Raw genomic sequence first — 25,911 nt, forward strand, 5'->3', positions numbered from 1 at the left:
GGCCTTGTCAACGCAGGGCGGTGCATCCTTTTATTTTAACGTTTGATATCAATGCTATGACCCGTTCTCCTCGCTCGACAGCATGGTTGAGAGTTGTCAGTCTCTCTCTCGCTGCTTTTATTTTTAATACCGCCGAATTTGCTCCTGTTGCTTTGCTATCTGATATTGCGGCCAGTTTTTCAATGAGCGCGGCGCAGGTTGGATTGATTATTACCATCTATGCCTGGGTCGTCGGGGTCATGTCGTTGCCCTGCATGTTGTTCTCCAGTGACATGGAGCGGCGAGGCCTGTTGATCAAAATTTTTATTCTATTTGTTATCAGCAACATATTGTCGGGCTTGGCCTGGAACTATTGGGTTTTGGTGGCTGCTCGTATCGGCGTCGCGCTGGCACATGCGATCTTCTGGTCGATCACGGCGTCGCTAGCCGTCCGACTGGCACCGGCGGATAAAAAGGCACAGGCGCTGAGTTTGTTGGCGACCGGTACCGCTCTGGCGATGGTGTTGGGGTTGCCATTGGGGCGTCTGATTGGTCAGTATTTGGGCTGGCGTAGCACGTTTGTCATGATTGGTGTGGTGGCTGCCGCAATTATGCTAGTGATGATGAAACTGTTGCCGACATTGCCTAGTAGTAATTCTGGTTCGCTGAAAAGTTTGCCGCTATTGCTGAAGCGTCCCGCATTATTGTGCATTTACGGTTTGACCGTGATGATTGTTACCGCACATTTTACGGCTTACAGCTACATTGAGCCGTTCATTCAGAAAGTCGCGCTGCTGAGTGAGAACTTTACGACCGTGTTGCTGCTAATCTTTGGTGGTGCAGGCATTATCGGCAGTATGTTATTCAGTCGCTATAGCAGTAAGTATCCTTCTGGCTTTTTGATGACGTCATTTGCGTTTTTAACCGTATCCCTGTTGCTGCTTTTGCCGCTGTCATTTAGCGGTTGGAGCGTGTCCTTGTTGTGCGTCGTATGGGGGATCGCGATTATGGCACTGAGTCTGGCGATGCAGGTTAAAGTGCTGACGTTGGCGTCGGATGCGACGGATGTTGCCATGGCGCTTTACTCGGGGATTTACAATCTGGGTATTGGTGCGGGGGCTTTGTTAGGCAATCAGGTGATCATTCATCTGGGTTTGCCCGATATTGGTTTCATGGGCGCGGCGTTGGGATTGATCGCACTGATTTGCTGTATTTTTACACTGAGCCGCTATGCCCGCGTGTTAAATAATACGTTGATGAACTGAGGTTCAACGTTTCCTGTCCTAAGTGAGGGCGTGATGAATTCACATTATGCGCGTTTGGTGACGCTGGCGGCATTTAGCGCGACAACGGTTGCGGTGCTGTTGTTTGTGATGAAGATATTCGCCTGGTGGCATACTGGCTCAGTAAGCCTGCTGGCCTCGCTAGTGGATTCGTTGGTGGATATCGCCGCTTCACTGGTCAATCTGCTGGTGGTTCGCTATTCGTTGCAGCCTGCGGATCCCGAACATACTTTTGGTCACGGTAAGGCCGAATCGCTGGCGGCGTTGGCTCAAAGTATGTTTATTTCCGGTTCTGCGTTGTTCCTGATCCTGACAGGGTTGCAGCATACGCTGACACCGCAAACGCTTCGGGCACCGGAAGTCGGCATGTGGGTCACGGTTATTGCTCTACTGTCGACGCTGTTGCTGGTGTCATTCCAGCGTTGGGTGGTTAAGCGCACACACAGCCAGGCTGTGCGGGCGGATATGCTCCACTATCAGTCTGACCTCTTGATGAATGGCGCCATTCTGGTGGCCTTGGCACTCAGTTGGAAAGGGATAACGCGTGCTGATGCGTTATTTGCGCTGGGCATTGGTGCCTATATTTTGTATAGCGCCTTACGTATGGGCTATGAGGCCGTTCAATCTTTACTCGATCGTGCTTTGCCCGATGAAGAGCGGCGCTTAATTGTGGAGATTATTGCCAATTGGCCGGGTATTCGAGGTGCTCACGATCTGAGAACCCGCCGTTCCGGTCCAACCCGTTTCATTCAACTGCATCTGGAGATGGATGACGCCTTTCCACTGGTGCAGGCGCATCAAATCGCCGATGACATAGAGCAGGCATTGCTCAAGCAATTTCCGGGCTCCGATATTATTATCCATCAGGATCCGGTCTCGGCTGTGCCAGCGTCACAGAAAGGACAACTCAGCGTGCGATGATGCGTTGTCCCCGGCGTTGTTTGTTACCAGCTTATGTTTAAAACGTGATATAGCATGAAAATTCATGCACAATTTAGACTGACCTGAATCAATTCAGCTACGTGTATTTGTTATAATATGCTAATAAAAGATGAGTGGTCGCTGTCGACGTAACAAGCGACAGCTAATTTACGATAGAAGAATCCTGCGAAATTACATCTACAAGTCCAGAGGTTGTCATGATTAAAAGAATTGGAGTACTGACGAGCGGCGGTGATGCACCCGGAATGAATGCGGCAATTCGTGGTGTGGTTCGAGCCGCACTGTCGGAAGGGCTGGAAGTTTTTGGTATTTATGATGGCTATCAGGGCTTGTATGAAGATCGCATGGCGCAGTTGGATCGCTACAGCGTATCGGATGTAATCAATCGTGGCGGAACCTTTCTTGGCTCAGCGCGTTTCCCGCAGTTTCGGGAAGATGCGGTTCGACAGGTGTGCGTAGATAATATGAAAAAACGCGGCCTGGATGCGTTGGTGGTTATTGGCGGCGATGGTTCCTATATGGGGGCTAAACGTCTGACTGAGACGGGATTTCCCTGCATCGGTCTGCCCGGTACGATCGACAACGACGTAGCGGGAACGGATTATACGATAGGTTACTTTACGGCGCTGGAAACGGTGCTGGAGGCGATTGACCGACTGCGTGATACTTCTTCTTCACATCAACGTATTTCCATTGTGGAAGTGATGGGGCGTCACTGTGGCGATTTGACGCTGGCGGCAGCGATTGCCGGTGGATGTGAGTTTATCGTGTTGCCAGAAGTACCGTTCAGCCCGGAAGATTTGGTTTGCGAAATCAAAGCGGGTATTGAGAAAGGCAAAAAACACGCGATTGTGGCGATCACTGAACTGGTATGTGACGTCGATGAGTTGGCTAAATACATTGAGAAAGAGACGGGGCGTGAAACCCGGGCAACCGTTCTTGGTCACATTCAGCGTGGCGGTTCCCCTGTCGCTTATGACCGCATTCTGGCTTCTCGTATGGGCGCGTACTCCATTGAGTTATTGCTGCAAGGCTATGGCGGTCGCTGTGTCGGTATCCAGAATGAGAAACTGGTTCATCACGATATCATCGATGCGATCGAGAATATGAAGCGTCCATTTAAAGGCGACTGGTTGGATACGGCGAAAAAATTGTTCTAATTTCGCCAGATGTTGTTTGTTCCTGTCTGAAGTAAAAATCCCGCTCGCTCGTAAGGCGGGATTTTTATATGTGTTTAATAATTAATTATTTTTTATCGTTATTACCCATTATGGCTAAATATCGCCATTAACTGGCATAATACGAATCGCTGCTTTAGCGAATGCAGGGTTTGGGTTTTGTCGATCGGCATTGGGCAGTTTGTTGACCTAAACTTCTGGTATGACGTCCATTGAGTGAACATGCTGCTTTGCTTATTGCTGGTGAATTGAATCGCTATTATTGAGGTTTTCGCATGAAAAAAGTTACCGTTGCCGCAACACAAATGGCGTGCTCCTGGGATTTACCCAGAAACATTGAAAATGCTGAGAAGCTGGTGCGGCAGGCGCATGCAAAAGGCGCTCAGGTTATCCTGATTCAGGAATTGTTTGCCGCGCCTTATTTCTGTATCGACCAGAGCCCAGAGCACTATGCACTGGCGGAAGAGCTGGAAACCAGTCCGCTCATCAAACATTTTTCTGCATTGGCAGCAGAATTGAGCGTGGTGCTGCCGTTGAGCTTCTTTGAACGTGCCAATAACGCCTATTACAACTCGCTGGTGATGATTGACGCGGATGGTGCCGTGCTGGATGTTTACCGTAAAACGCATATCCCGAACGGCCCGGCGTATCAGGAAAAACAGTTCTTCATTCCGGGCGACACCGGCTTTAAGGTCTGGCAGACGCGCTATGCGAAAATTGGTGTCGGTATCTGTTGGGATCAATGGTTCCCGGAAACCGCGCGTAGTCTGGCGTTGCTTGGCGCGGAGATGATCTTTTACCCAACGGCGATTGGTTCTGAACCCGCTTATCCTGAGATCGACAGTCAACCGCATTGGACTCGTGTTCAGCAAGGCCATGCCGCCGCGAATTTGGTGCCGGTGATTGCCTCTAACCGTATTGGAACGGAAGCCAGTAAGTTTATCGATGGTCTGGAAATGACATTCTACGGCTCCTCTTTTATTGCCGATCAGACCGGTGCGCTGGTGGCTCAGGCTAACAAAACCGATGAAACCGTGCTGGTCCACGAATTTGATTTAGATGCTATCGCTGCACAGCGTGCTTCGTGGGGCTTGTTCCGCGATCGCCGCCCGGAAATGTATGGCACGATTGGCAGTTCTGACGGTAAAACCCGGAGATAAGTGATGCCACAGTTAGCAACTTCTCGCTTCACGACACCTCATTTGACAACCGTCCCGCGCCAGGATGGTTTCATGATGCCTGCTGAATGGGCTCAGCATGACGCGGTGTGGATGATTTGGCCGTATCGTCGGGATAACTGGCGTGAAGACGGTGTTCCTGCTCAGAAAACGTTTGCACAGGTTGCAACGGCAATTGCGCAAACAACGCCGGTTATCATGGGGGTGCCCGCGAGCCATATGGCGGAAGCAAAACGCGTGATGCCTGCCAATGTCACGTTGGTTGAGATGGAAAGTGATGATGCCTGGATGCGTGATACCGGGCCAACCATGCTGTTGAATTCGGATGGCGAACGGCGTGGTGTTGACTGGGGGTTCAATGCCTGGGGCGGCGAACTAGGCGGGTTGTATGAAGACTGGCGTCAGGATGAAAACGTTGCGGCTCAGGTGTTGGCCTATCATCAGAACGCTCGCTATATTGCACCGCTGATCCTCGAGGGTGGTTCAATTCATACGGATGGCGAAGGTACGTTGCTTACTACGGCAGAATGCCTGTTGAACCCTAACCGTAATCCTCAGTTGAACAAGGCAGAAATTGAACAGCTGATGCGTGATTATCTGAACATATCGACGATTATCTGGTTGGAAGAGGGCGTGTTTAACGACGAAACCGATGGTCACATCGACAATATGTGTTGTTTTGTCCGCCCCGGTGAAGTGGCGCTGCACTGGACCGATGACGAGAACGATCCCCAATATGCGCGTTCTGTCGCGGCTTACGAGGTGCTCTCAGCGGCACGTGATGCGCAAGGACGTGAACTGAAGATCTGGAAGTTACCTGCTCCCGGTCCGCTGTATGCGACCCAGGAGGAGGCGCAGGGCGTGGCGAGCGGAGATGCCATTGAACGCCTTGCCGATTCTCGTCTGGCAGGTTCTTATGTGAATTTTCTGATTAGTAACCAGCAGATTATTTTCCCGTTGCTGGATGAAAAGACGGATGGCGTTGCGCGCGATTTGTTGCGACAGATGTTCCCGAGCTATTTGATTAGTGGTGTCCCTGCACGGGAAATCCTGCTGGGCGGGGGGAATATCCACTGTATTACGCAGCAAATCCCAGCGGTGAAGTAAGCGTTGATCCGTTAGCGGACGATTGAAAAGAGCGGGCGCATATCCCGTTCGCCATAAAAAGCCGGTTGGCGCGACAGCGTGAACCGGCTTTTTGATCGGACGGACAGGTGTCCATCCGTTTTCTATAAAGCGTAAAGGTTATAAAAGCTTAGCCGCGTTTCGCGTCGGCTGCGGCTTTCACGATGACCGCAAAGGCATCGGCTTTCAGGGAGGCCCCACCAACCAATGCGCCGTCGATGTCAGGTTGAGTGAACAACTCCGCCGCGTTGGCAGCATTAACAGAACCGCCGTATTGGATGATGACTTGCTTGGCGATGGCCGCGTCTTGTTTGGCAATATGGTCACGGATAAATTTATGAACGGCTTGAGCTTGTGCTGGCGTTGCTGATTTGCCGGTGCCGATAGCCCATACGGGTTCGTAGGCGATGACGGTGTTTTCAAATGCTTTCGCACCCAGCGTATTCAGCACCGCGTCCAATTGACGTGCGCAGACAGCTTCTGTCTGTCCGGCTTCGTTTTCAGCTTCGGTTTCGCCGATGCACAGAACCGGAATTAAACCTGTTTCTTTCAGTACACCAAATTTTTTGGCAATGAATTCATCGCTTTCTTTATGGTAAGTGCGACGTTCTGAGTGGCCGATAATAATATATTTCGCCCCGATGTCTTTCAGCATATCGGCAGAGGTTTCGCCCGTAAACGCGCCAGACAGGTTCACATCCACGTTCTGTGCGCCCAGAGCAATACGGCTACCAGCCAAGTGATGATTAGCTTGATCCAGATAGATTGCGGGCGGTGCGATAGCGACACCACAGCCGTCAACGGTGCTTAATTCTTTACGCAGACCAGCGATCAGTTCGTTGACCATATTGGTGCTACCATTCAGCTTCCAGTTACCCATAACTAATGGATGACGCATTTTTTTTCCTCCAAGGGGGATCGCGAATAATCAATATGTTACTGCCGAGAGGCAGCCTTATCTGTCACCAGTATAAAGACGAAATGCGGAGGTGGCTCGGTCTTTCGTCATTTATTGCCTCATTGATCACGGTTCAGATAACGTTAGCTTAATCGGTTCAACAGCAAAAGTTAGCCCTTTTTCCGCATTGTCTGCCACAACATAGCGCATAGCGCCTTCCGTTTGCTGATAAAAGTGTTGTCCTTTGCCTTTCTCCAGTAATTCGGTCACTTTCTTAATGCTCTGTTCCTCCGTCAAGGAGGGAGAAAATGCGCGTGACAGAGCAGCCATATAGCTGATGGCTTGTGTGCGCCTTGCGGCTGTATCGGTATCTTCCTGTTGTGGTAACCAGGTAATTTGTAGCGTTTTTATCTTCCCTGTCCCTTTTTCCAAGGCCGTTGAAGCATACAGGTGATCGTTGATTTTGCTGGCGGCACGTGTCAGCAGGCTGGAAATACTGCCGGTATCGACAACCCGAAATTCCCCAATAGGTAGCGCTGGATTGCTCAAATTATAGCGAGCCCGGAATTGAACAATCGTTTGATCAAAGGTTGGAGCTCCAGCCGATAGGTAGGGCGCGGTTATGGCTGTTTTGGCGGGGAAAATAGGATCGGACCATACACAGGGTTGGTAGAGCATCAGAGCGGAAAACGTACAAAGCGTAGCGATAGATTGTCGTGTCATATCAGTTTTATCAGTCATCACCGTGGTGATCAGTTTAGGCCAAAGGTGGCGATAGTGTGGGGCAATATCTGATTAAAACGGTATTCATGAGTCATTGTCAAAAGGCGCGTAAAGATAACGCTTCATTGTTGGTCTGTTAAGGTAAACTCTGCTGAAGATATTGGTGCTGCAATTTAGGATTCCGTATTTGATGACGTTACAGCAATGGTGTTTCTCGTTTAAAGGCCGGATTGGACGCCGTGATTTTTGGGTCTGGATTGCGCTTTGGCTACTGGCGATGGTGATTCTTTTCACGTTATCTGGCCAGAATTGGTTGGATGTTCAATCTACCGCGTTTGTGATTGTTGCATTGCTGTGGCCAACGTCGGCGATGGTGGTGAAGCGTTTGCACGATCGTGGTAAAAGCGGTTGGTGGGCGTTATTACTCGTCGTGGCTTGGGTATTAGCGTCGGGTAACTGGTCCATGTTGCCAGTGGTCTGGCAGTGGGGAATCGGTCGGTTTATCCCAACGCTGATTGGCATCATGATGGTGCTTGATTGCGGTGTCTTTTTAGGGACGAAAGGTGAGAATCGGTTTGGACCTGAAGCGGAACCGCTGAAATTCCGCTTCTGAACGGCCCTCTGCCTGACAATAGCGTTGATTACCAGTAATGTTCGCTGGTCATATGTCCGGGTCTGCGGCGCAGATGCTTAGTCATCTGGCGTTCGTCTTTTAGCACTTGCTGCGTATCACGTACCATTTGCGGGTTGCCGCACAGCATGACATGGCTGGTTGCCGCATCCATTGATAAACCTACCGTTGCTTCCAGCGAACCATTACTGATTAGCGCCGGAACTCGTCCTGTTAATGAACCCACTTCCTCTTCACGGCTGACGACAGTCTGGATACGTAACTTGCCGTTATAGCGTTGTTGTAGCTGCTGCATTAATGGCAGATAGCTTAAATCGCGGGCGAAGCGGGCGGCATGGACCAGTACGATGTTTTTAAAACGCGCCAAATCGTTGCCTTCCTGGAGGATGGAAAGATACGGTCCGATGGCAGTACCAGTTGCCAGCATCCATAGGGTTTCGCAGGTGGGAATTTCTTCCAGCACGAAAAAGCCGGTCGCGTCTTTGGTGATCATGATTTCTGCACCGGGTTGCATGGCATGCAAATGAGGGCTGAGTTTCCCCTCTGGTACGTTAACCAAGTAAAATTCGAGATGAGGATTACTGGGCGCGTTGACATAGGAGTAGGCACGCTGAACTTTTTCACCGTTAAGCTCTAGCGCCAGCTTTGCATATTGTCCGGCCGTAAACGGATCGGTGGGGGCGGTGACCCGAATGCTAAACAAACTTTCTGTCCAGTGTTCCACCTGAATAACGTTGCCTGTGACCCATTCAGCCATCGTGCTGCGCTCCTGTTCTCTGTGTTCGCCCTTATACCCTTACATATTATTACGGTAGGCGAGTGCGGCCATGATCGACCGCCTCTAAGATACGCTATCTATTAACAATTGTGAAACAAATCATCGGTTAAAACGTATTGTTCCGCGATCGGTTACAGTAAGAAATCATGTAGCGTTTGATCTTTGCGATCGAGGTAATGTGTGGATTTAATTCGACGGATCGTCCTTGATTTACCCCGGATCAGTAAGGTTTCCGTGGTGGCGATATTTCCCTTGCGGGAGATCCCCTCAAGCAAGTCGCCTTTGGTGATCCCCGTGGCTGAAAAAATCACGTTATCATTACGCGCCATATCACTCAGTTGTAAAACTTTGTCGGCTTCAATCCCCATTTGCTGGCAGCGAGCCAGTTCATTTTCACCAATATGACGGTTTTCTGCGGTATCGCCTTTTACCTGATGACGGGCCAGCAAGCGACCTTGCATATCGCCATCAAGTGCGCGAATGACCGCGGCTGAAATGACACCTTCCGGCGCACCGCCGATACCGTACAGCACGTCCACTTCGCTGTCAGGCATACAGGTAAGAATAGATGCGGCAACATCACCGTCGGGAATGGCGAACACTTTTACCCCCAATTGCTGCATTTCCGCAATGCAGGCGTCGTGGCGTGGTTTTGCCAGCGTGATGACGGTTAATTGACTGAGCGGTTTCGCCAGTTTTATCGCGATATTGCGCAGGTTCTCAGCCAGAGGACGAGACAGGTCAATCACGCCCTTTGCCGCAGGGCCGACAATCAATTTTTCCATGTACATGTCAGGCGCGTGGAGAAACGCGCCTTTTTCGCCAACGGCCAGCACCGCTAAGGCATTGGCCTGACCCATGGCTGTCATCCGGGTGCCTTCAATAGGATCAACGGCGATATCGACGGCTTCTCCCTGACCGGTCCCCACCTGCTCACCGATGAAAAGCATGGGCGCGTCGTCGATTTCACCTTCGCCAATGACAATTTGACCATTGATATTGACCTGATTGAGCATAATGCGCATGGCTTGCACCGCAGCATTATCCGCAGCGTTTTTATCACCACGGCCTAACCATTTATAGCCTGCTAGCGCCGCCGCTTCGGTGACGCGTGAGAATTCGATGGCTAATTCACGTTTCATGGATACCTGTCTGTTTTTGATCGGGAAGAGAAGAGTAAACGGGCGGGATTTTATCACAGTGGATTGCTGAGGGGAGTCAGTGCGATGTGATTAAACAAAGGGCGCGACTCGCGCGCCCTGAATGACATTATGCGTCGTGTTCTTCCCAGTTACGTGCGCGGGCAACGGCTTTTTGCCAGCCACTGTAACGGTAGTTACGTTCCACTGTTTCAATACCAGGGCGGAATTCACGCTCGATCGTGGCTTTGCTTTTGACTTCATCCAGATCGTTCCAGAATCCGGTCGCTAGCCCTGCCAGGAACGCAGCACCTAATGCGGTGGATTCACGTACTTCCGGGCGTTCCACGCGCGTACCGAGGATATCTGACTGGAACTGCATCAGGAAGTTGTTGGCGACCGCTCCGCCATCGACACGCAGTGCTTTCAAACGCGTATTGGCGTCGGCCTGCATGGCATCCAGCACGTCACGAGTCTGGAAAGCAATGGATTCCAGCGTGGCACGAATAATGTGGTTCGCGTTGACGCCACGGGTCAAACCGAAAATCGCGCCACGGGCATACGGGTCCCAGTAGGGCGCACCCAAACCGGTAAAGGCGGGAACGACATAGACGCCATTGGTATCTTTTACCTTGGTGGCAAAATATTCAGAGTCCATGGAGTCGCCGATCAGCTTAAGTTCATCGCGCAACCACTGGATTGATGCGCCGCCAACGAAAACGGATCCTTCCAGAGCATAGTTAACTTCACCGCGAGGTCCGCAGGCGATGGTAGTCAGTAAACCGTGTTTGGAGAGCACGGCTTCGTTACCAGTATTCATGAGCAGGAAGCAGCCGGTGCCATAGGTGTTTTTGGCCATGCCAGGGTGGACGCAAAGTTGTCCATACAGCGCGGCCTGCTGATCTCCTGCGATACCCGCGATCGGAATACGCGTACCACCCTTACCGCCAATGTTGGTTTGACCATAGACCTCGGAAGAAGCGCGGACTTCTGGCAGCATCGCGCGAGGAATATCTAATGCTTCCAGCATGCGCTCATCCCATTCGAGCGTATGGATGTTGAACAGCATGGTACGTGAGGCATTGGTATAATCGGTAACGTGAACGCGTCCCTGTGTCATTTTCCAGATCAGCCAGGTGTCTACGGTACCGAACAGGAGTTCACCGCGCTGAGCGCGTTCACGAGAGCCCTCGACGTGATCCAAAATCCATTTCACCTTGGTGCCGGAGAAATAAGGGTCAACGACCAGACCGGTCGTGTTACGAACATACTCTTCCAAACCTTCTTTTTTGAGTCGTTCGCAGATCTCCGCCGTTCGACGACATTGCCAGACAATAGCGTTATAAATAGGCTTGCCTGTTTCTTTTTCCCACACAATAGTGGTTTCACGCTGGTTGGTGATACCGATCCCTGCGACTTCATCCGCGCTAATATCTGCTTTAGCCAGCACTTCAACCAGTGTTGAACTCTGCGAAGCCCAGATTTCCATCGGATCGTGTTCTACCCAACCGGCTTTAGGATAAATTTGGCTGAATTCACGCTGTGAGACGCTGATAATATTGGCGTCGTGATCCAGCACAACGGCACGGGAGCTGGTGGTACCCTGGTCGAGTGCGACAATGTATTTTTTTTCCGGGTTCATAAATCTAATCCTGTAATGGTTAGCCATAAAAAGGCAATTCGCGGTAACACGACATTTAGCGGGTTTCTGTGCGCGTCGTCGTTTCGTTGTCTGCTTCGCATACATCACATGGCAGGTGGCGGCCGATTAAGGCACGGTAACCGAATGCGCCTAAGCAAGCACCGACTAGCGGACCAAAAATGGGTACCAGAAAGTACGGAATATCGCGTGCGCCAGTTAACGCAACGTCTCCCCAGCCTGCCAGGAAGGCAAAAAGTTTTGGACCAAAGTCACGCGCCGGGTTAAGTGCGAATCCAGTCAGCGGCCCCATCGAAGCCCCGATGACGGCGATTAAAATACCGATCAATAGCGGAGCCAGCGGCCCACGTGGAATACCGTTACCATCATCCGTTAACGCTAGAATCAGACACATTAGGATGGCGGTAATCACGGTTTCAATTAAAAATGCCTGCATCACTGAAATATGCGGGTTGGGGTAAGTGGAGAAGATGCCCGCGAGATTCAGGCTCTCGACGCTACCGCGTACCATATTGTTTGCCTGCTCGAAATCTACGAACAAATTGTAGTACAGGGCATAGACTAATGCTGCGGCGCAGAAGGCTCCTGCAACTTGAGCAAGAATATAAGGAATGACTTTCTTACCATCAAAACAGGCGAACAGCCATAGTGCGATGGTCACTGCCGGGTTCAGATGCGCTCCAGAGATGGCCGCTGTCAGATAGATTGCCATTGCCACTCCCAGGCCCCAGATAACACTGATTTCCCATTGACCAAAGCTGGCTCCGGCTAACTTTAGTGCTGCGACACAGCCCACGCCGAAGAAAATTAATAGGCCAGTGCCCAGAAACTCAGCGATACATTGACCTTTTAGGGGGGAACGCTCTGATTGACTCATGTTGTTTTCCTACTTGTTGAATACAGAGTGGTTGGTCTTGAGTGATTTCACAAACAGTGATTTTACAAACAAAGAACGACCATGGCTTTGAACGTCCTGATAATGTGAATTTATCGTTAATGAGCGTAAACGAGAAGTATCGAAATCGAAATGTGTGTTGCTCGTCAAAAAATGTGCGAATTCGCCTATTATTTTGTGACTTGGTGGTCGATAGCGTCCATTTTATGTTAAATAATCGGTGAAATAATTAACATGACTGTTGCCATGTCAGACTAGGTCGTGCTTTTTCAGTTTGTGCTGATAGTGGTAATAAATAAAAACCGTCACACTCGGCGTTGTATGGGATGTCCGCTAGACAGCGAGCCATTGGCTACATACAATTCAGCTATGGTCGGTTTCGCCATCAGGTTATGTCCAGAGGTGTATTAAACGGGCATTATTACCGGTTTATGCCTTGCGATTAAAAGGGGTTTGAAGAATGTCATTTGAAGTGTTTGAAAAGCTGGAAGCAAAAGTTCAGCAGGCGATTGATACGATCACGCTGTTGCAAATGGAAATCGAAGAGCTAAAAGAACAGAACAACACGCTGTCACAAGATGTTCAGGCTGCTGCGGGTTCCCAGGAAGCGCTCGTGCGTGAAAATGCACAATTGAAAGAAGAACAGGCGGTATGGCAAGAGCGTCTGCGCGCGCTGTTAGGCAAGATGGAAGAAGTTTAAGCGCTTACTGCTTGTTAATCATCCCCGCGAAGGCGGGGATTCTGTTTGGCAGTGCGATACTGATCGATTATATAATACTGATCGGTTGTGCAATACTGACGGTTATTCAATATCCAGCGGATCTTCTGCCAGAATAATACCGGTGTTGTCGGCGTACAGGTGGTCGCCGGAGAAGAACGTCACACCGCCAAAATTCACCCGAATATCGCTCTCTCCAATACCTTCACTGGTAGCGCCTGCTGGGATCGCTGCCATTGCCTGAATTCCGATATCCAGTTCGGCGAGATCGTCCACCTGACGCACTGCGCCATAGATGACGATACCTTCCCATTCATTTTGTGTCGCTAACCTGGCTAGCTCTGCGTTGATTAAGGCGCGGCGCACTGAGCCTCCGCCATCAATAAGCAATACTCGTCCGAGGCCATTTTCTTCCAGCAGATCGTAAAGCAGGCCATTATCCTCAAAACATTTCACCGTGGTGATTTTTCCACCAAATGAAGTACGCCCGCCAAAATTAGAGAACAGAGGTTCAACAACGTTCACCTCTTCGTGGTAAATATCGCACAGTTCGGAAGTATCGTATTTCATAGGATTAATGTCAGGTTGCCGCTGGAATGGTGAGTATATCCCTTTCTGACGGGTGTTGGCAAAATCATCAAATGTTAACTTGATGAGAATCAGTAAACGGCAATTAACGCTTCGCCATCCCTTTGAGTCAAGCAAACCCCATTAACACGATGTTATTGGGGCGTCCCAATTTCAATTTTTAGCTGAGTATTACGCCGACGGCAAACAGGATATTGGTCAGCAACGCCCCTTTGACCGTTTTTTCCAGCATAGGACGCATACTGAACGCACTGGTTTCACGTAGCACATAAATAGCTTGTTTAAGCAGTAGGGGAAGCGTCAGGAGGAAGAGCCAGCCAGCCAGACTATGTAAGTACAGCATAGCAAACAGACCGAGACAGAAAGGGGCCAGCATTAATAACAGCGTGTGATAGCAGCGTGCTTTTTGTGCGCCAAGACGAACGGCCAGCGTGTTTTTGCCGCTGAGCCGATCATTATCAATATCGCGCAAGTTATTAATATTTAATACCGCAGTAGCAAGCAGGCCGCAGGCGGTAGCGGGAAGCATCACGATGCTATCGAAATGACCGGTTTGAAGATAATAGGAACCCGCAACGCTAAGCCAGCCAAAAAATATGAGTACCGAAATGTCGCCGAGCCCGATATAGCCGTAGGGACGATTGCCGACGGTATAGGTAATTGCGGCAAAAATCGCCAGTAAACCCAGAACCAGAAAGCCGATAATATCGCTTGGCTTTTCACACGCGATAACCACCAGTGATACGCCTGAGATAATGGTGAGCACGATGGTGACAATGAGCGCGTTTCTTAACTGTGACAGACTGATTGCACCGGTTTGGATACCACGTAATGGCCCGATACGGTCTTCGGTGTCGCTGCCTTTTACCGCATCCCCATAGTCATTGGCCAGATTAGAAAGAATCTGTAGCAATCCTGCGGTGAGTAACGCGAGTAACGCCACTCCCGGTTTAAAACTGCTATGCCAGCTTGCAATTGCAGAGCCGGTGACGATAGAAGCGAAAGCCAATGGCAATGTTTTAGGGCGTAAGCTATCCAGCCAGGCTTTGGTTTTGCTGCTATGGGTTGATAAGGTCATGGTGTGCTTCAGTTTTTATTGATACTCCCAAATGAGGGAAGTATTTGTTTATGAATAAATAATTTCTTTAACGACAATGCGATAAATATAAACGGAACCATTGGCCACGTCGCGATGCGTCACGCCGAATTTGCATTCGTCATCCTTGCTGCGTGAGGGATAGCGAGGTTTGTCATTAACCTCAAATGGGAGGCCGAGGCCTCCCATTTTATAAACCGGGCGATCCGTGAAACGGATTATAAGATAAATCGGCTTAGATCTTCATCTGCAACTAATTCATCCAGGTGACTACGTACGTAATCTGCGTCAATGGTAACATTTTGACCACCCATTTCGCTGGCATCGTAAGAAATATCTTCTATCAGACGCTCCAATACGGTATGTAAACGACGTGCGCCGATATTCTCAGTGCGTTCGTTAACCTGCCATGCGGCTTCTGCAATACGACGAATCCCCTCGGCAGAAAACTCAATATTGACGCCTTCGGTGGCCATCAGGGCTTTATATTGCTCGGTCAGAGAGGCGCTCGGTTCCGTCAGGATACGCTCAAAATCTTCTGTCGTCAGCGCCTGTAATTCAACACGGATGGGTAAACGGCCTTGTAATTCCGGGATCAAATCGGATGGGCTGGCAACCTGAAATGCCCCCGAGGCGATAAACAGAATATGGTCGGTTTTTACCATGCCGTGCTTGGTCGAAACCGTGCAACCTTCTACCAGCGGCAATAAATCACGCTGAACACCTTCACGAGACACATCTGGGCCAGAGCTTTCACCACGCTTACAGATTTTATCGATCTCATCGATAAACACGATACCGTGTTGTTCGACGGCCTCAATGGCCTGCTGTTTTAGCTCTTCAGGATTGACCAACTTGGCCGCTTCTTCTTCAACCAACAGCTTAAACGCTTCTTTAATTTTGACTTTACGCGCTTTTTGTTTCTGACCCGCCAGATTCTGGAACATGGACTGTAGCTGGTTCGTCATCTCTTCCATGCCAGGAGGCGCCATAATTTCAACGCCAACGGGGGCCGCAGCCAGTTCGATTTCAATTTCTTTATCATCTAACTGACCTTCGCGTAATTTTTTACGGAAAGCCTGACGGGCCGCAGAGGGTTCACTGACTTCTTCTGCCTGCCCCCAGTTGTTTTTCGCCGGAGGGATCAACACATCCAGAATACGCTCTTCCGCCAACTCTTCCGCACGGTAGCGATTCTTTTCAATGGACTGATGACGCACCATCTTGATCGCCGAATCCGTTAAGTCACGGATAATCGAGTCGACTTCTTTACCAACATAGCCAACTTCGGTGAATTTGGTGGCTTCAACCTTGATGAACGGCGCATTCGCTAGCTTAGCCAGACGGCGGGCGATTTCCGTTTTGCCGACACCGGTTGGACCAATCATCAGGATATTTTTGGGGGTGACTTCGTGACGCAGTGTTTCTTCCAACTGCATTCGACGCCAGCGATTACGCAAGGCAATCGCAACGGCTCGTTTGGCTTTTTGCTGACCAATGATATAGCTATCGAGTTCACTCACTATTTCGCGCGGGGTCATTTCAGACATGGTGGATCCTTACGCCTTTGAGGCTAATTCTTCAATCGTGTGGAACTGGTTGGTGTAGATACAGATATCGCCAGCAATACCTAACGACTTTTCGACAATATCCCGTGCGTTCAATTCTGTGTTTTCAAGCAAGGCGCGAGCGGCGGCCTGAGCATATGGCCCGCCAGAACCGATAGCAATCAGATCGTTTTCTGGCTGCACGACATCGCCATTACCTGTAATGATCAATGACGCGTTTTCATCAGCAACGGCAAGTAAAGCCTCAAGCCGACGCAACATGCGATCGGTACGCCAGTCTTTCGCCAGTTCGACCGCTGCTTTTACCAGATGCCCCTGATGCATTTCCAGTTTGCGCTCAAAAAGCTCAAACAAGGTGAAAGCATCCGCCGTACCACCAGCGAAACCGGCAATAACGCGATCGTTATAGAGGCGACGAACTTTACGCACATTGCCCTTCATGACGGTGTTGCCCAGCGTGGCTTGCCCATCACCGCCGATGACCACATGGCCGTTGCGGCGTACACTTACAATAGTTGTCACGAGTGAGTCCCCGTTACTGAAGAAAAAGGCCCCCGCCAAGCGGGCGGGGTGTAGTTAAGGTATATACCCGTCATACTTCAAGTTGCATGTGCGTTGGCTGCGCTCGTTACTCGGCTCATCCATGAGCCTCGCCCCGTTGGGGCCGCTGCAAGCAGCGTTCAAATCTGCTCCCGGCAGATTTGTCACCCGAATCACTTACTCAAGTAAGCTCATCGGGATTAAATGAGAGACATCCTGTCTCTCACCGGAGGCCAGCCGTTGGCTGTTCAAATTCGTTCCCGACGAATTTGTCCCTCACTTGCCGTCTTCCTGAAACTTGAATTATTTAGGATATAGATGGGGGAATGGGTAAAGTTTTTCAACCCCCGCTGGCAAGCGGGATGCAGTTTGATGCCCCAGCACCTTTCAGGCGTTGCAGCATACTGTCTGCGGTAGCGCGGTTATTGTAAGGCCCCAACATAATGCGGTTCCATCCACCGCTCGACGCGATGCGGCTTTCGATGCCAGCAAAGGCCAATTGTGCTCGCACTGATTCGGCTGGTTCCATGGTTTTGAATGAGCCGCATTGAACGACCCAGCGTTGGTTTTTCTCTTTTTCCGGTTTTGGCGCTTCGGGTTGTTTTACCGGTTCCTGCTTTGGCGGTGTAGGCGTTGCTGCCACTGGTGCCCGAACGGCAGGTGGCGGTGCCGTGACAACCGGGGTTTGCTGCGCGGGTGACGGTGGTTTGATCGTAACTTGCGAACGCGGTACCGGCGTTTGGTCGTTATACGGCACTTCTGAAAGTTGCGTCGGTTGGCGACGCATATCTGATTGCATCTGTTCCAGCAGTTGACGCTGTTCATCCGTTAGTTGTACGGGAGACCGGACTTCTCCGCCAGCGGAAGGCTCAGTTGGCGACGCCACACCCAACTGGCGGTTTTCCAGCTCTTTAATATAACGCCAACGCTCTTCAGGCTTAGGAGGGAGGCCATTGCCTTTTCCTGCGGCGTTTTGATGTGGTAATACTGGCGATTCTTCTGGTTTGTTGTGCGCGATAAAATAGAGCCCGCCCGCAAACGTGACCAAAACGGCAACAGCCAGAGCTACCATGGTTTTGGATGCACCTGACGTATTACCCTTTCTTCGGCTGGTTGTCTTTTTCCGGCGCGTACCTGCACGGCCCCGGCTGACATAGTCTCTTTGTGCCACTGTCGTTTCGCTGTGAATGAGATAAAAAGTATTAGGGGGCCATGTTACTGAACCCTAAAATATTTGACCAGCACCTGAATTCTTAAAGCCTGTTGCGAGAATAATTCAACGCTGCCGAACTCTCTCGTATGACAAGTTCACTGGCCAGTAATCGTGAGCCGCTACGAACGGTATTGCCGTGCAACTGCTCTAATAATAGCAGCATTGCTTCACGTCCGATCTGATAACGCGGCTGTGCCACCGTTGTCAGCGGCGGGCAACAATACTGTGCCTGAGCGATATCGTCAAAACCGACCACGGAAATATCGCGTGGGATGGCTAACTCCATTTTTCTGGCCTGCGACAGTACGCCCAATGCCATCATGTCGCTATGACAAAAAATTGCGCTGGGTGGCTGTGGGTGTTTCATCAGTGCAATCAAGCCATTTACGCCCGTTTCATAGGTAAAATCACCCCGGATGATGTATTGGTTATCGACAGCAATGCCACTGCGACGCAGTGCCTGTATATAGCCTTGTAGCCGATATTGGCTCAGATGCGTGTGTTCTGGACCGGCAATGCAGGCGATCCGTTGGTGACCGAGCTGGTGTAAGTAGTGTACTGCATCGAATGCAGCGGTGAGATTATCAATATGGACCGTAGGCAGTTCCAATTCCGGTGCAAATTCGTTCGCCATCACCATCGGCGGTAGATTTCGCTGTTCTTCTTTACTTGCATCGAACGGTAGGTCTGATCCCAGCAGTAACATGCCATCAATTTGTTTCGTAATGATTAAATCAACGAAGGTTTTTTCTTTCTGACGTTGATGTGCGCAATCGCCAACCAGAACCAGATACCCGTGTTCCGCCGCGGTTTCCTCAATGCCTCTGAATATTTCAGAAAAGTAGGGATCACAGATATCTGGCACGATAGTTAAGATGGTTCGTGATTCGTTACGTTTCAGGTTTCTGGCCAGGGCATGAGGGGCGTAACCTACCGTGGTCACCGCTTGTTCGACTTTTTTTCTCGTTGTTGCGGAGACTTTTTCCGGATTCATCAACGTGCGGGACACCGTGGCGGTGGATACACCGGCCTCGTCCGCGACGTCTTTCATCGTCGCTGTCGTGACTGCTTTTTTCTGTTCCAACGCTTTTCTCCTTGCGTCAGTTTTAACTGGCGCGACCAGCCGGGTTATTGCTTCCCCCTTCGCACGAAGATGATGATGCGCCATCATTCATCACCGTGCCGGGGTGTTGTCATATTGGTGGGGTAATCTTTTTCAGCATACTGTTTTCACCCACATTCTTAACAGATTGAGCGCAATTTTTGTTGCTTAATTTGCATAGAAAGTGTGATGAATATCGGTTTTACGAGGTGGTTCGCAACAATGGACCGGGGTTGTGGAAAGTGGAAGGCTTAACCGTCCGTCGGGTCTACATCTAACACCCATTTCACTTTGCGTGCTTGCGGTAGCGTATCAATGAGCGTCATGGACGTTTTAACCAGACGTTGCAATACGCCTCGAGAAGGGTGCTGTAATAATAACTGCCAGCGGAAGCGCCCGGCGCGTTTGGGTTGAAGGGCTGGCACTGGCCCCAGGATCCACAGCGACTCATCCTGTAGCGGGCTGGCTTCCAACAGGTTGCGCAACTGCTGTAGGAAAAGAGCAGCCTGCTGATTATCATGATCGTCAGCACGGAACAGAATATGGTTAGTGAACGGAGGGAGAAAAACGCTTTTTCGCTCTTTTAAAGTCTGGCTGGCGAAAGCGTCATAACCCTGTTGCAGCAGTATTTGCAATAAAGGGTGTTCTGGATGGTGTGTCTGTAACACGACTTCCCCCGCTTTACCGGCACGTCCCGCGCGTCCTGAAACCTGAGTATAAAGTTGGGCGAAGCGTTCTGCTGCGCGAAAATCTGCCGAAAAGAGCGAACTGTCTACATCCAGTAAAGCAACCAGCGTTACGTCAGGGAAATGGTGCCCCTTCGCCAGCATTTGTGTACCGATCAGGATACGAGCGCCGCCTTGTCTCACCTGTGATAGCTGATGTTCCAGCGTACCTTTACGACTGGTGGTGTCCCGATCGATACGGGTGATGGGGGTATCGGGAAAGAGCGGCGACAGCGATTGTTCCAACTGTTCCGTACCAAGACCGATCGGTACCAGATTGGTGGACCCGCAACCGGGACACTGATGCGGCACTGGGCGCTGGCTGTCGCAATGGTGACAGCGCAGCATTTTCTGATGCTGGTGTAGGGTATAGTAATGATCGCAACGTTGGCATTCAGCGATCCAACCACATTCGTGGCACATCACCACTGGCGCAAATCCGCGACGATTCAGGAATAAAATGACTTGATTATCCTGTGCCAAATGGTGACGGATACGAGTGATGAGTGGCTGTGGTAACCCCGTAGTGAGAGGCAACCCCTTCAAATCAAGAATATGCTGACGTGCCAGCATCGCGTTGCCAGGGCGTTTGGTCAGCTTTAATTGACGGTATTTGCCGATTTGTACGTTATACAGCGTTTCCAGCGCAGGTGTCGCGGTTCCCATGACGACTGGGATATCTTCTTCTCGGGCACGGAATACCGCCAGATCGCGAGCATGATAGCGCCAGCCTTCCTGTTGTTTATACGAACCATCATGTTCTTCATCGATAACGATCACCCCCAGTCTGGCAAATGGGGTGAACAGGGCCGATCGCGTACCGATGACAATTGCCGTTTCACCCTGTCGCGCTCTGAGCCAGACGGCAAGTCGCTCGCTGTCATTCAGGCCGGAATGTAGTACATCGACGGGGGCGTTGAAGCGTTCGCGGAATCGGGCAATCGTCTGCGGCGTCAGGCCTATCTCCGGCACCAGCACCAGCGCTTGCTTTCCCTGTGCCAGCACGTTTTCCAGTACGCTCAGGTAGACTTCCGTTTTACCGGAGCCAGTGATACCGGCCAATAACCATGCGGCAAAATGACGATCTTCGCTACGAATGGCGCCAACGGCGGTTGCCTGTTCGGTACTTAGCCGAAGACGTTCTGTGGCGGTACTGAAATCTTTACGCCAATCGTGAGTTGCCTGCTCGGCAGCTTTTAAATCGCATAACCCTTTATTACGCAACGCCTGGAATACTGATTCTGTTAATTCGGTTTCACTAACCTGATGACGATAGATCGGGCCCTGGATGAGTGTTGCCAATGCCTGCTGTTGTTTAGGTGCCCGTTTGAGTGAGCTTAACGGTGTGGCTCGTCCTTGTTCGGTGGCGAACCATTGCCAGAGTGGTGCGCGATGGGCGGGTTTACCTTGGCGTAATAAGACGGGTAACGCATGGAATAGCACTTCACCAATAGGATAGTGATAATAATCCACCGCCCACATTAGAATTCGCCACAGGCTGGTAGGAAACAAGGGGTGATCATCCAGTACCGCGTGTATAGGTTTCAATTGATCCAGCGGGAGTACGCTTGATTCGCTCAATGCGGTGACGATGCCGATGGCCTTGCGGTTACCAAAGGACACGCTGACGCGCACGCCTACCTGTGGCATGATGCCATCAGTGGGGAGTGTGTAATCGAATGTACGTGCTAATGGCACGGGCAGTGCGATTTGGGCGACAGGCATGACAGCTCCGGTTGGGTCAGACGTAGAATGATGTAATGCGCTAGTGTACATGCAGTGAGTGATAATGTGTGGATGCGATTGCATCGGGTTATCAGTTTCTGTATGATCCGCCGCCATTGTGTAGTTAGCATAAACGATCACGCTATTTGCATGATAAACCCATTTACTCAACTTTCGTGTGGTGTCTGGCGGAACAGGGCTGGATAGCGACACGGCCTTAATCGAGGTTTCCCATGAAAAAAGGTATTCACCCGAATTACGTTGAAGTTACTGCAACTTGCTCTTGCGGTAATGTTATCAAAACCCATTCTACCGTGGGTCACGATCTGAACCTGGACGTTTGTGGCGCATGCCACCCGTTCTATACTGGTAAGCAACGTGTTGTTGATACTGGTGGTCGTGTTGAACGCTTTAACAAGCGTTTCAGCGTACCAGGCAGCAAAAAATAAGCTGTTTTGGTTCAGCGATAACAAGCTAAGCAGAAACAATCAGGGCGCCGTCAGGCGCCCTGATTGTTTCTACAATTGACAACGTCTGTTTCTCTTTTCATCTCTCCATCTTCATTTCATCGACATGACCGGCAAACGCAATTAATAAACACATGAGGCCAAGATGACGATCTGGGGCTTTGCCGTGATGGTTTCGTCATCGACTCGTTTGGTTCGATTTCGATCATTTTTAGCGGGGTTTTAATCGTTATTGCGCGGTTTGGACTTAATGTTGAGCGAATAAGGTGATTTTTCATGGTTTTTTGTTAAAAAACCTATCATTACTACCTGGATGGTATAGCTCAAGGTGGCAATGTAGTGTAATTTTCACTCGGAATTATCTGAAAAATCGTTAGAGGGAAGAATGACGTGAAATTACGAACCAGAATTGCGCTGCTATGCGGCATGACTTTGTTAGGGATGTTAATTTTATCTGCGGTGGCGCTGAACACACTCTATAACACGATGATGAGTGAGCGTACTGGCCAGCTTTCTACGCTGGTTCAACTGGCGCATTCTGCGGCACAAAAGGCCTACGACCTTGAGAAAAGCGGCAAGCTGTCGCGCGATGAAGCAGAGAAAGAGGCCAAACGTACGATCGGCAGTTTCCATCAGGGCGATCGCTATTTCTTTGTGCGCGGTTACACGAATGATGTGAACTATGTCCACCCCAATCCTAAGCGCATTGGTATCGTTGATGCTAATGGTGGTAAAGAGGCCGGGGAACGTTATCGTGCTGCGCTCCAGGGCAATACGATTGGCACCGTAATCGCGGAAGGAACACGTCCAGGACAGCAAAATAAGGTTGAGAAGCTTTATGCCGTCATCAAATTCGAGCCTTGGGACTGGACGATTGGTTACGGTGATTATATCGACGATATTCAGCAGACGTTCTGGCACAATGCGCTGGTTCTGCTGTCTTTAGGGTTGGTTCTGTTGTTAGCTATTTCCGCGTTAGCATGGAATATGCTGCGTACGTTGATGCGCCAGCTCGGCGGTGAACCTCAGTATGCCGTTGATGTCGTTCGTGAAATCGCGGAAGGCAATTTGCGCGTTGATGTTGAAACAAAACCGGGCGATCAAACCAGTATTCTTTACGCTATCCGGGCGATGCGCGACAACCTGTCTCATCTCGTTAATCAGGTGCGCAGCAGCACAAACTCTATCGCCACCGCGTCAACGCAGATCGCATCGGGTAATGGCGATTTATCTGCCCGTACTGAGTCACAGGCCAGCGCATTAGAACAAACGGCTGCGGCAATGGAACAACTGACCGCGACGGTGAAACAGAATGCGGATAATGCACGTTATGCGAATGAACTTGCAGTGTCGGCATCGGATGTGGCGGTACGCGGTGGGGATGTTGTCAGTCGGGTTGTCGTGACGATGGATTCCATTAGCTCATCATCGCGCAAAATTGTGGATATCATCGGCGTGATCGACAGCATTGCTTTCCAGACGAACATTTTGGCGTTGAATGCGGCAGTTGAGGCGGCACGAGCCGGTGAACAAGGTCGCGGTTTTGCGGTAGTCGCCAGCGAAGTACGCACGTTGGCGCAGCGCTCTGCATCTGCGGCCCGTGAAATTAAAGGTCTGATTGATGATTCTGTTACCAAGGTTGGCGAAGGTTCGGATTTCGTGAAGCAGGCTGGCGATACGATGAGTGAGGTCGTTGAAAGTGTACATCGCGTCACATCTATGATGGGTGAGATCAGCGTGGCTAGCGCAGAACAACGCTCTGGTATCGAACAGGTTAATCTGGCGATATCGCAGATGGATCAGAGCACAGAACAGAATGCTGCGCTCGTCGAAGAAGCCCTAGCTGCGGCGAGGTCGCTGAGTGAGCAAGCGCAAGAACTGTCACGCACCGTTGAACAGTTCCGCGTTGATGAATCCGCAGGTAGTTATCTGGCGTTGGGTGCAAGCTAACAGGTGAAAACCGCAGGCGTTAAGTCATCGGCTAAGCACTGTTGGCACTGAGGCCCAAAAGACGAAACCACCTCTTTTCGAGGTGGTTTCAGATGACTGCTGATAGACAATCAACCACTAAAATGGGGAAAATACGATCAATATTCCCACGTATCAGGATCTATCCCCATTTCCCGCATGATAACTTTCGCTTCTTCAGGAATTTCATCGCTACGTTCTTTACGCAAATCTTCATCGTTTGGAAGGGGTTGACCCGTGAAGGCATGTAAGAAAGCCTCACAGAGAAGCTCGCTGTTTGTTGCGTGGCGTAAATTATTCACCTGGCGTCTTGTTCGCTCATCCGTCAGGATTTTCAAGACTTTCAGCGGAATAGAGACCGTGATCTTTTTGACCTGTTCGCTTTTTTTACCGTGTTCAGCGTAAGGGCTGACATACTCACCATTCCACTCAGCAGCCATGGGATACCTTAAAAATTAATCACAATGAAGAAGACAGCATTTGTCATGAAATACCACAATTCTAGCGGTTATTATGCCTATGCTCAATCTATACGCAAAGAAGTTTAGAAGTCTAGATGTATTGACGTCCGTTGAGAGTGGGTTTACTCTTTACTTCCCTATGTTTTAGCCTCCAGCCAGGAAAAACCGATGACGCGTAAACAGGCAACGATCGCAGTTCGCAGCGGGTTAAATGATGACGAGCAATACGGCTGCGTTGTCCCCCCCATTCATCTTTCCAGTACCTATAATTTTACCGGGTTTAATCAGCCAAGAGCGCATGATTATTCACGTCGCGGTAATCCGACTCGTGATGTTGTACAGCGCGCGTTGGCTGAGCTGGAAGGGGGCGCAGGGTCGGTAATGACCAGCAGCGGTATGTCGGCGATTATGCTGGTTTGTACGGTATTTCTGCGTCCGGGGGATTTGCTGGTTGCCCCCCATGATTGTTACGGCGGTAGCTATCGTTTATTCGACAGCCTGAGTAAACGCGGTGCGTTTCGCGTGAAGTTTGTCGATCAGGGCGATGAATCGGCGCTCAATGCTGCGCTGGAAGAGAAGCCCAAGCTGGTGCTGGTTGAAAGCCCCAGCAACCCATTACTTCGTGTCGTGGATATTGCGGCAATTTGCCGGGCGGCCCGTGCCGCTGGTGCGATTAGCGTGGTGGATAACACCTTCCTGAGTCCTGCTTTGCAGCAGCCGTTGGCGTTGGGCGCGGATTTGGTGCTGCACTCCTGCACTAAGTACCTGAATGGTCACTCCGATGTGGTTGCGGGAGCGGTAATAGCCAGCGATCCGGAAATGGTCACCGAACTGGCATGGTGGGCAAACAATATCGGTGTAACGGGCGCGGCATTTGATAGTTATCTGTTATTACGTGGTCTGCGCACGTTGGCACCGCGTATGGCCGCTGCACAGCGTAACGCATTGCAATTGGTTGAATACTTGCAACATCAGCCGTTGGTGAAGAAATTATATCATCCGTCACTGCCACAGAATCCGGGTCATGAAATTGCGCGTCGTCAGCAATCTGGGTTTGGTGCCATGCTAAGCTTTGAGCTAGATGGCGATGAAGACACTCTGCGGCGCTTCTTGGAACCGCTGGAGCTGTTTACTTTGGCTGAATCGTTGGGGGGAGTGGAAAGCCTGATTTCCCATGCAGCAACCATGACTCATGCGGGTATGGCTCCCGAAGCGCGTGCGGCAGCCGGGATCTCTGAGACGTTACTGCGTATTTCAACCGGTATTGAAGACGGCGATGATCTCGTTGCCGATCTGGATCGTGCATTTCAGGCGGCAGCGAAGAGGTAAGA

Annotated in this window: 24 protein-coding genes; 10 read left to right on the top strand and 14 right to left on the bottom strand. The window is 50.5% G+C overall.

The genetic code is table 11. The annotated features are described in order from the left end of the window. Positions 1-56 precede the first annotated feature (56 nt). From ACKPVM_RS12195 to aguA, 5 genes are all read left to right on the top strand, one after another. Positions 57-1,244 carry a sugar transporter gene (locus ACKPVM_RS12195; RefSeq protein ID WP_409309315.1) on the top strand — a complete coding sequence of 396 codons (1,188 nt, stop codon included), beginning with the start codon at positions 57-59 and terminating at the stop codon, positions 1,242-1,244. A gap of 33 nt (positions 1,245-1,277) precedes the next feature. Beyond that, complete coding sequence (gene fieF / locus ACKPVM_RS12200; RefSeq protein ID WP_409309316.1) at positions 1,278-2,183, top strand: CDF family cation-efflux transporter FieF; 906 nt, start codon at positions 1,278-1,280, stop codon at positions 2,181-2,183. Between the two features lie 218 nt (positions 2,184-2,401). Then, complete coding sequence (pfkA, locus tag ACKPVM_RS12205) at positions 2,402-3,364, top strand: 6-phosphofructokinase (protein WP_409309317.1); 963 nt, start codon at positions 2,402-2,404, stop codon at positions 3,362-3,364. Positions 3,365-3,657: 293 nt separating this feature from the next. Continuing rightward, entirely contained in the window at positions 3,658-4,542 is an 885-nt protein-coding gene (aguB, locus tag ACKPVM_RS12210; protein ID WP_409309318.1) for an N-carbamoylputrescine amidase, read from the top strand. A 3-nt stretch (positions 4,543-4,545) separates the two neighbouring features. Next, a complete protein-coding gene (aguA, locus tag ACKPVM_RS12215; protein ID WP_409309319.1) occupies positions 4,546-5,667 on the top strand; it encodes an agmatine deiminase in 1,122 nt (373 codons plus the stop codon). A 148-nt stretch (positions 5,668-5,815) separates the two neighbouring features. Here aguA and tpiA read toward each other — a convergent pair whose 3' ends face one another. Both tpiA and ACKPVM_RS12225 read right to left on the bottom strand, forming a co-directional pair. Further along, on the bottom strand, positions 5,816-6,583 hold the full coding sequence (gene tpiA, locus ACKPVM_RS12220; protein ID WP_409309320.1) for a triose-phosphate isomerase: 768 nt from the start codon (positions 6,581-6,583) through the stop codon (positions 5,816-5,818). A gap of 126 nt (positions 6,584-6,709) precedes the next feature. Next, entirely contained in the window at positions 6,710-7,306 is a 597-nt protein-coding gene (locus ACKPVM_RS12225) for a DUF1454 family protein (RefSeq protein ID WP_409309351.1), read from the bottom strand. Between the two features lie 190 nt (positions 7,307-7,496). Here ACKPVM_RS12225 and ACKPVM_RS12230 point away from each other — a divergent pair, with 190 nt between their 5' ends. Beyond that, on the top strand, positions 7,497-7,919 hold the full coding sequence (locus ACKPVM_RS12230; RefSeq protein ID WP_409309321.1) for a DUF805 domain-containing protein: 423 nt from the start codon (positions 7,497-7,499) through the stop codon (positions 7,917-7,919). A gap of 28 nt (positions 7,920-7,947) precedes the next feature. Here ACKPVM_RS12230 and fpr read toward each other — a convergent pair whose 3' ends face one another. The 4 genes from fpr to ACKPVM_RS12250 form a co-directional block, all read right to left on the bottom strand. Continuing rightward, complete coding sequence (fpr, locus tag ACKPVM_RS12235) at positions 7,948-8,694, bottom strand: ferredoxin--NADP(+) reductase (RefSeq protein ID WP_409309322.1); 747 nt, start codon at positions 8,692-8,694, stop codon at positions 7,948-7,950. A 152-nt stretch (positions 8,695-8,846) separates the two neighbouring features. Beyond that, positions 8,847-9,857 (bottom strand): class II fructose-bisphosphatase, encoded by a 1,011-nt coding sequence (gene glpX, locus ACKPVM_RS12240; RefSeq protein WP_409309323.1) that lies wholly within the window; start codon positions 9,855-9,857, stop codon positions 8,847-8,849. Between the two features lie 127 nt (positions 9,858-9,984). Continuing rightward, a complete protein-coding gene (gene glpK, locus ACKPVM_RS12245; RefSeq protein ID WP_409309324.1) occupies positions 9,985-11,496 on the bottom strand; it encodes a glycerol kinase GlpK in 1,512 nt (503 codons plus the stop codon). A 55-nt stretch (positions 11,497-11,551) separates the two neighbouring features. Next, the gene (locus ACKPVM_RS12250) at positions 11,552-12,391 is read right to left on the bottom strand and encodes an MIP/aquaporin family protein (protein ID WP_409309325.1); all 840 of its coding nucleotides are present in this window, start codon (positions 12,389-12,391) and stop codon (positions 11,552-11,554) included. 478 nt (positions 12,392-12,869) lie between these two features. On the opposite strand from ACKPVM_RS12250, the gene zapB reads away from it, so the two are divergent. Then, complete coding sequence (gene zapB, locus ACKPVM_RS12255; RefSeq protein WP_409309326.1) at positions 12,870-13,109, top strand: septal ring assembly protein ZapB; 240 nt, start codon at positions 12,870-12,872, stop codon at positions 13,107-13,109. A 102-nt stretch (positions 13,110-13,211) separates the two neighbouring features. Here the strand turns inward: zapB and rraA are convergent, their stop codons facing one another. From rraA to priA, 7 genes are all read right to left on the bottom strand, one after another. Next, positions 13,212-13,697, bottom strand: coding sequence for a ribonuclease E activity regulator RraA (gene rraA / locus ACKPVM_RS12260; RefSeq protein ID WP_409309327.1), 486 nt, complete (start codon positions 13,695-13,697; stop codon positions 13,212-13,214). 178 nt (positions 13,698-13,875) lie between these two features. Then, on the bottom strand, positions 13,876-14,793 hold the full coding sequence (locus ACKPVM_RS12265) for a 1,4-dihydroxy-2-naphthoate polyprenyltransferase (RefSeq protein ID WP_409309328.1): 918 nt from the start codon (positions 14,791-14,793) through the stop codon (positions 13,876-13,878). Positions 14,794-15,029: 236 nt separating this feature from the next. Next, positions 15,030-16,361, bottom strand: a complete 1,332-nt coding sequence (hslU, locus tag ACKPVM_RS12270) for an ATP-dependent protease ATPase subunit HslU (RefSeq protein WP_409309329.1) — start codon at positions 16,359-16,361, stop codon at positions 15,030-15,032. A gap of 9 nt (positions 16,362-16,370) precedes the next feature. Continuing rightward, positions 16,371-16,901: an ATP-dependent protease subunit HslV gene (gene hslV / locus ACKPVM_RS12275; protein WP_409309330.1), complete on the bottom strand. Its 531-nt coding sequence runs from the start codon at positions 16,899-16,901 to the stop codon at positions 16,371-16,373. Between the two features lie 358 nt (positions 16,902-17,259). Further along, complete coding sequence (gene ftsN / locus ACKPVM_RS12280) at positions 17,260-18,090, bottom strand: cell division protein FtsN (protein ID WP_409309331.1); 831 nt, start codon at positions 18,088-18,090, stop codon at positions 17,260-17,262. Between the two features lie 82 nt (positions 18,091-18,172). After that, positions 18,173-19,216 (bottom strand): DNA-binding transcriptional regulator CytR, encoded by a 1,044-nt coding sequence (gene cytR / locus ACKPVM_RS12285; protein WP_409309352.1) that lies wholly within the window; start codon positions 19,214-19,216, stop codon positions 18,173-18,175. Between the two features lie 269 nt (positions 19,217-19,485). Continuing rightward, positions 19,486-21,684 (bottom strand): primosomal protein N', encoded by a 2,199-nt coding sequence (gene priA / locus ACKPVM_RS12290; protein WP_409309332.1) that lies wholly within the window; start codon positions 21,682-21,684, stop codon positions 19,486-19,488. A 233-nt stretch (positions 21,685-21,917) separates the two neighbouring features. On the opposite strand from priA, the gene rpmE reads away from it, so the two are divergent. Next, on the top strand, positions 21,918-22,133 hold the full coding sequence (rpmE, locus tag ACKPVM_RS12295; protein WP_409309333.1) for a 50S ribosomal protein L31: 216 nt from the start codon (positions 21,918-21,920) through the stop codon (positions 22,131-22,133). Positions 22,134-22,541: 408 nt separating this feature from the next. Further along, positions 22,542-24,101, top strand: a complete 1,560-nt coding sequence (locus ACKPVM_RS12300; RefSeq protein ID WP_409309334.1) for a methyl-accepting chemotaxis protein — start codon at positions 22,542-22,544, stop codon at positions 24,099-24,101. A 137-nt stretch (positions 24,102-24,238) separates the two neighbouring features. Here the strand turns inward: ACKPVM_RS12300 and metJ are convergent, their stop codons facing one another. After that, the gene (gene metJ / locus ACKPVM_RS12305) at positions 24,239-24,559 is read right to left on the bottom strand and encodes a met regulon transcriptional regulator MetJ (RefSeq protein ID WP_409309335.1); all 321 of its coding nucleotides are present in this window, start codon (positions 24,557-24,559) and stop codon (positions 24,239-24,241) included. A 189-nt stretch (positions 24,560-24,748) separates the two neighbouring features. Between metJ and metB the strand changes: the two genes are divergently transcribed. After that, a complete protein-coding gene (metB, locus tag ACKPVM_RS12310; RefSeq protein WP_409309336.1) occupies positions 24,749-25,909 on the top strand; it encodes a cystathionine gamma-synthase in 1,161 nt (386 codons plus the stop codon). The last annotated feature ends 2 nt before the right edge of the window (positions 25,910-25,911 follow it).

Source organism: Pectobacterium hainanensis, assembly GCF_046237015.1.
Taxonomy (GTDB): Bacteria; Pseudomonadota; Gammaproteobacteria; order Enterobacterales; family Enterobacteriaceae; genus JBJYIN01.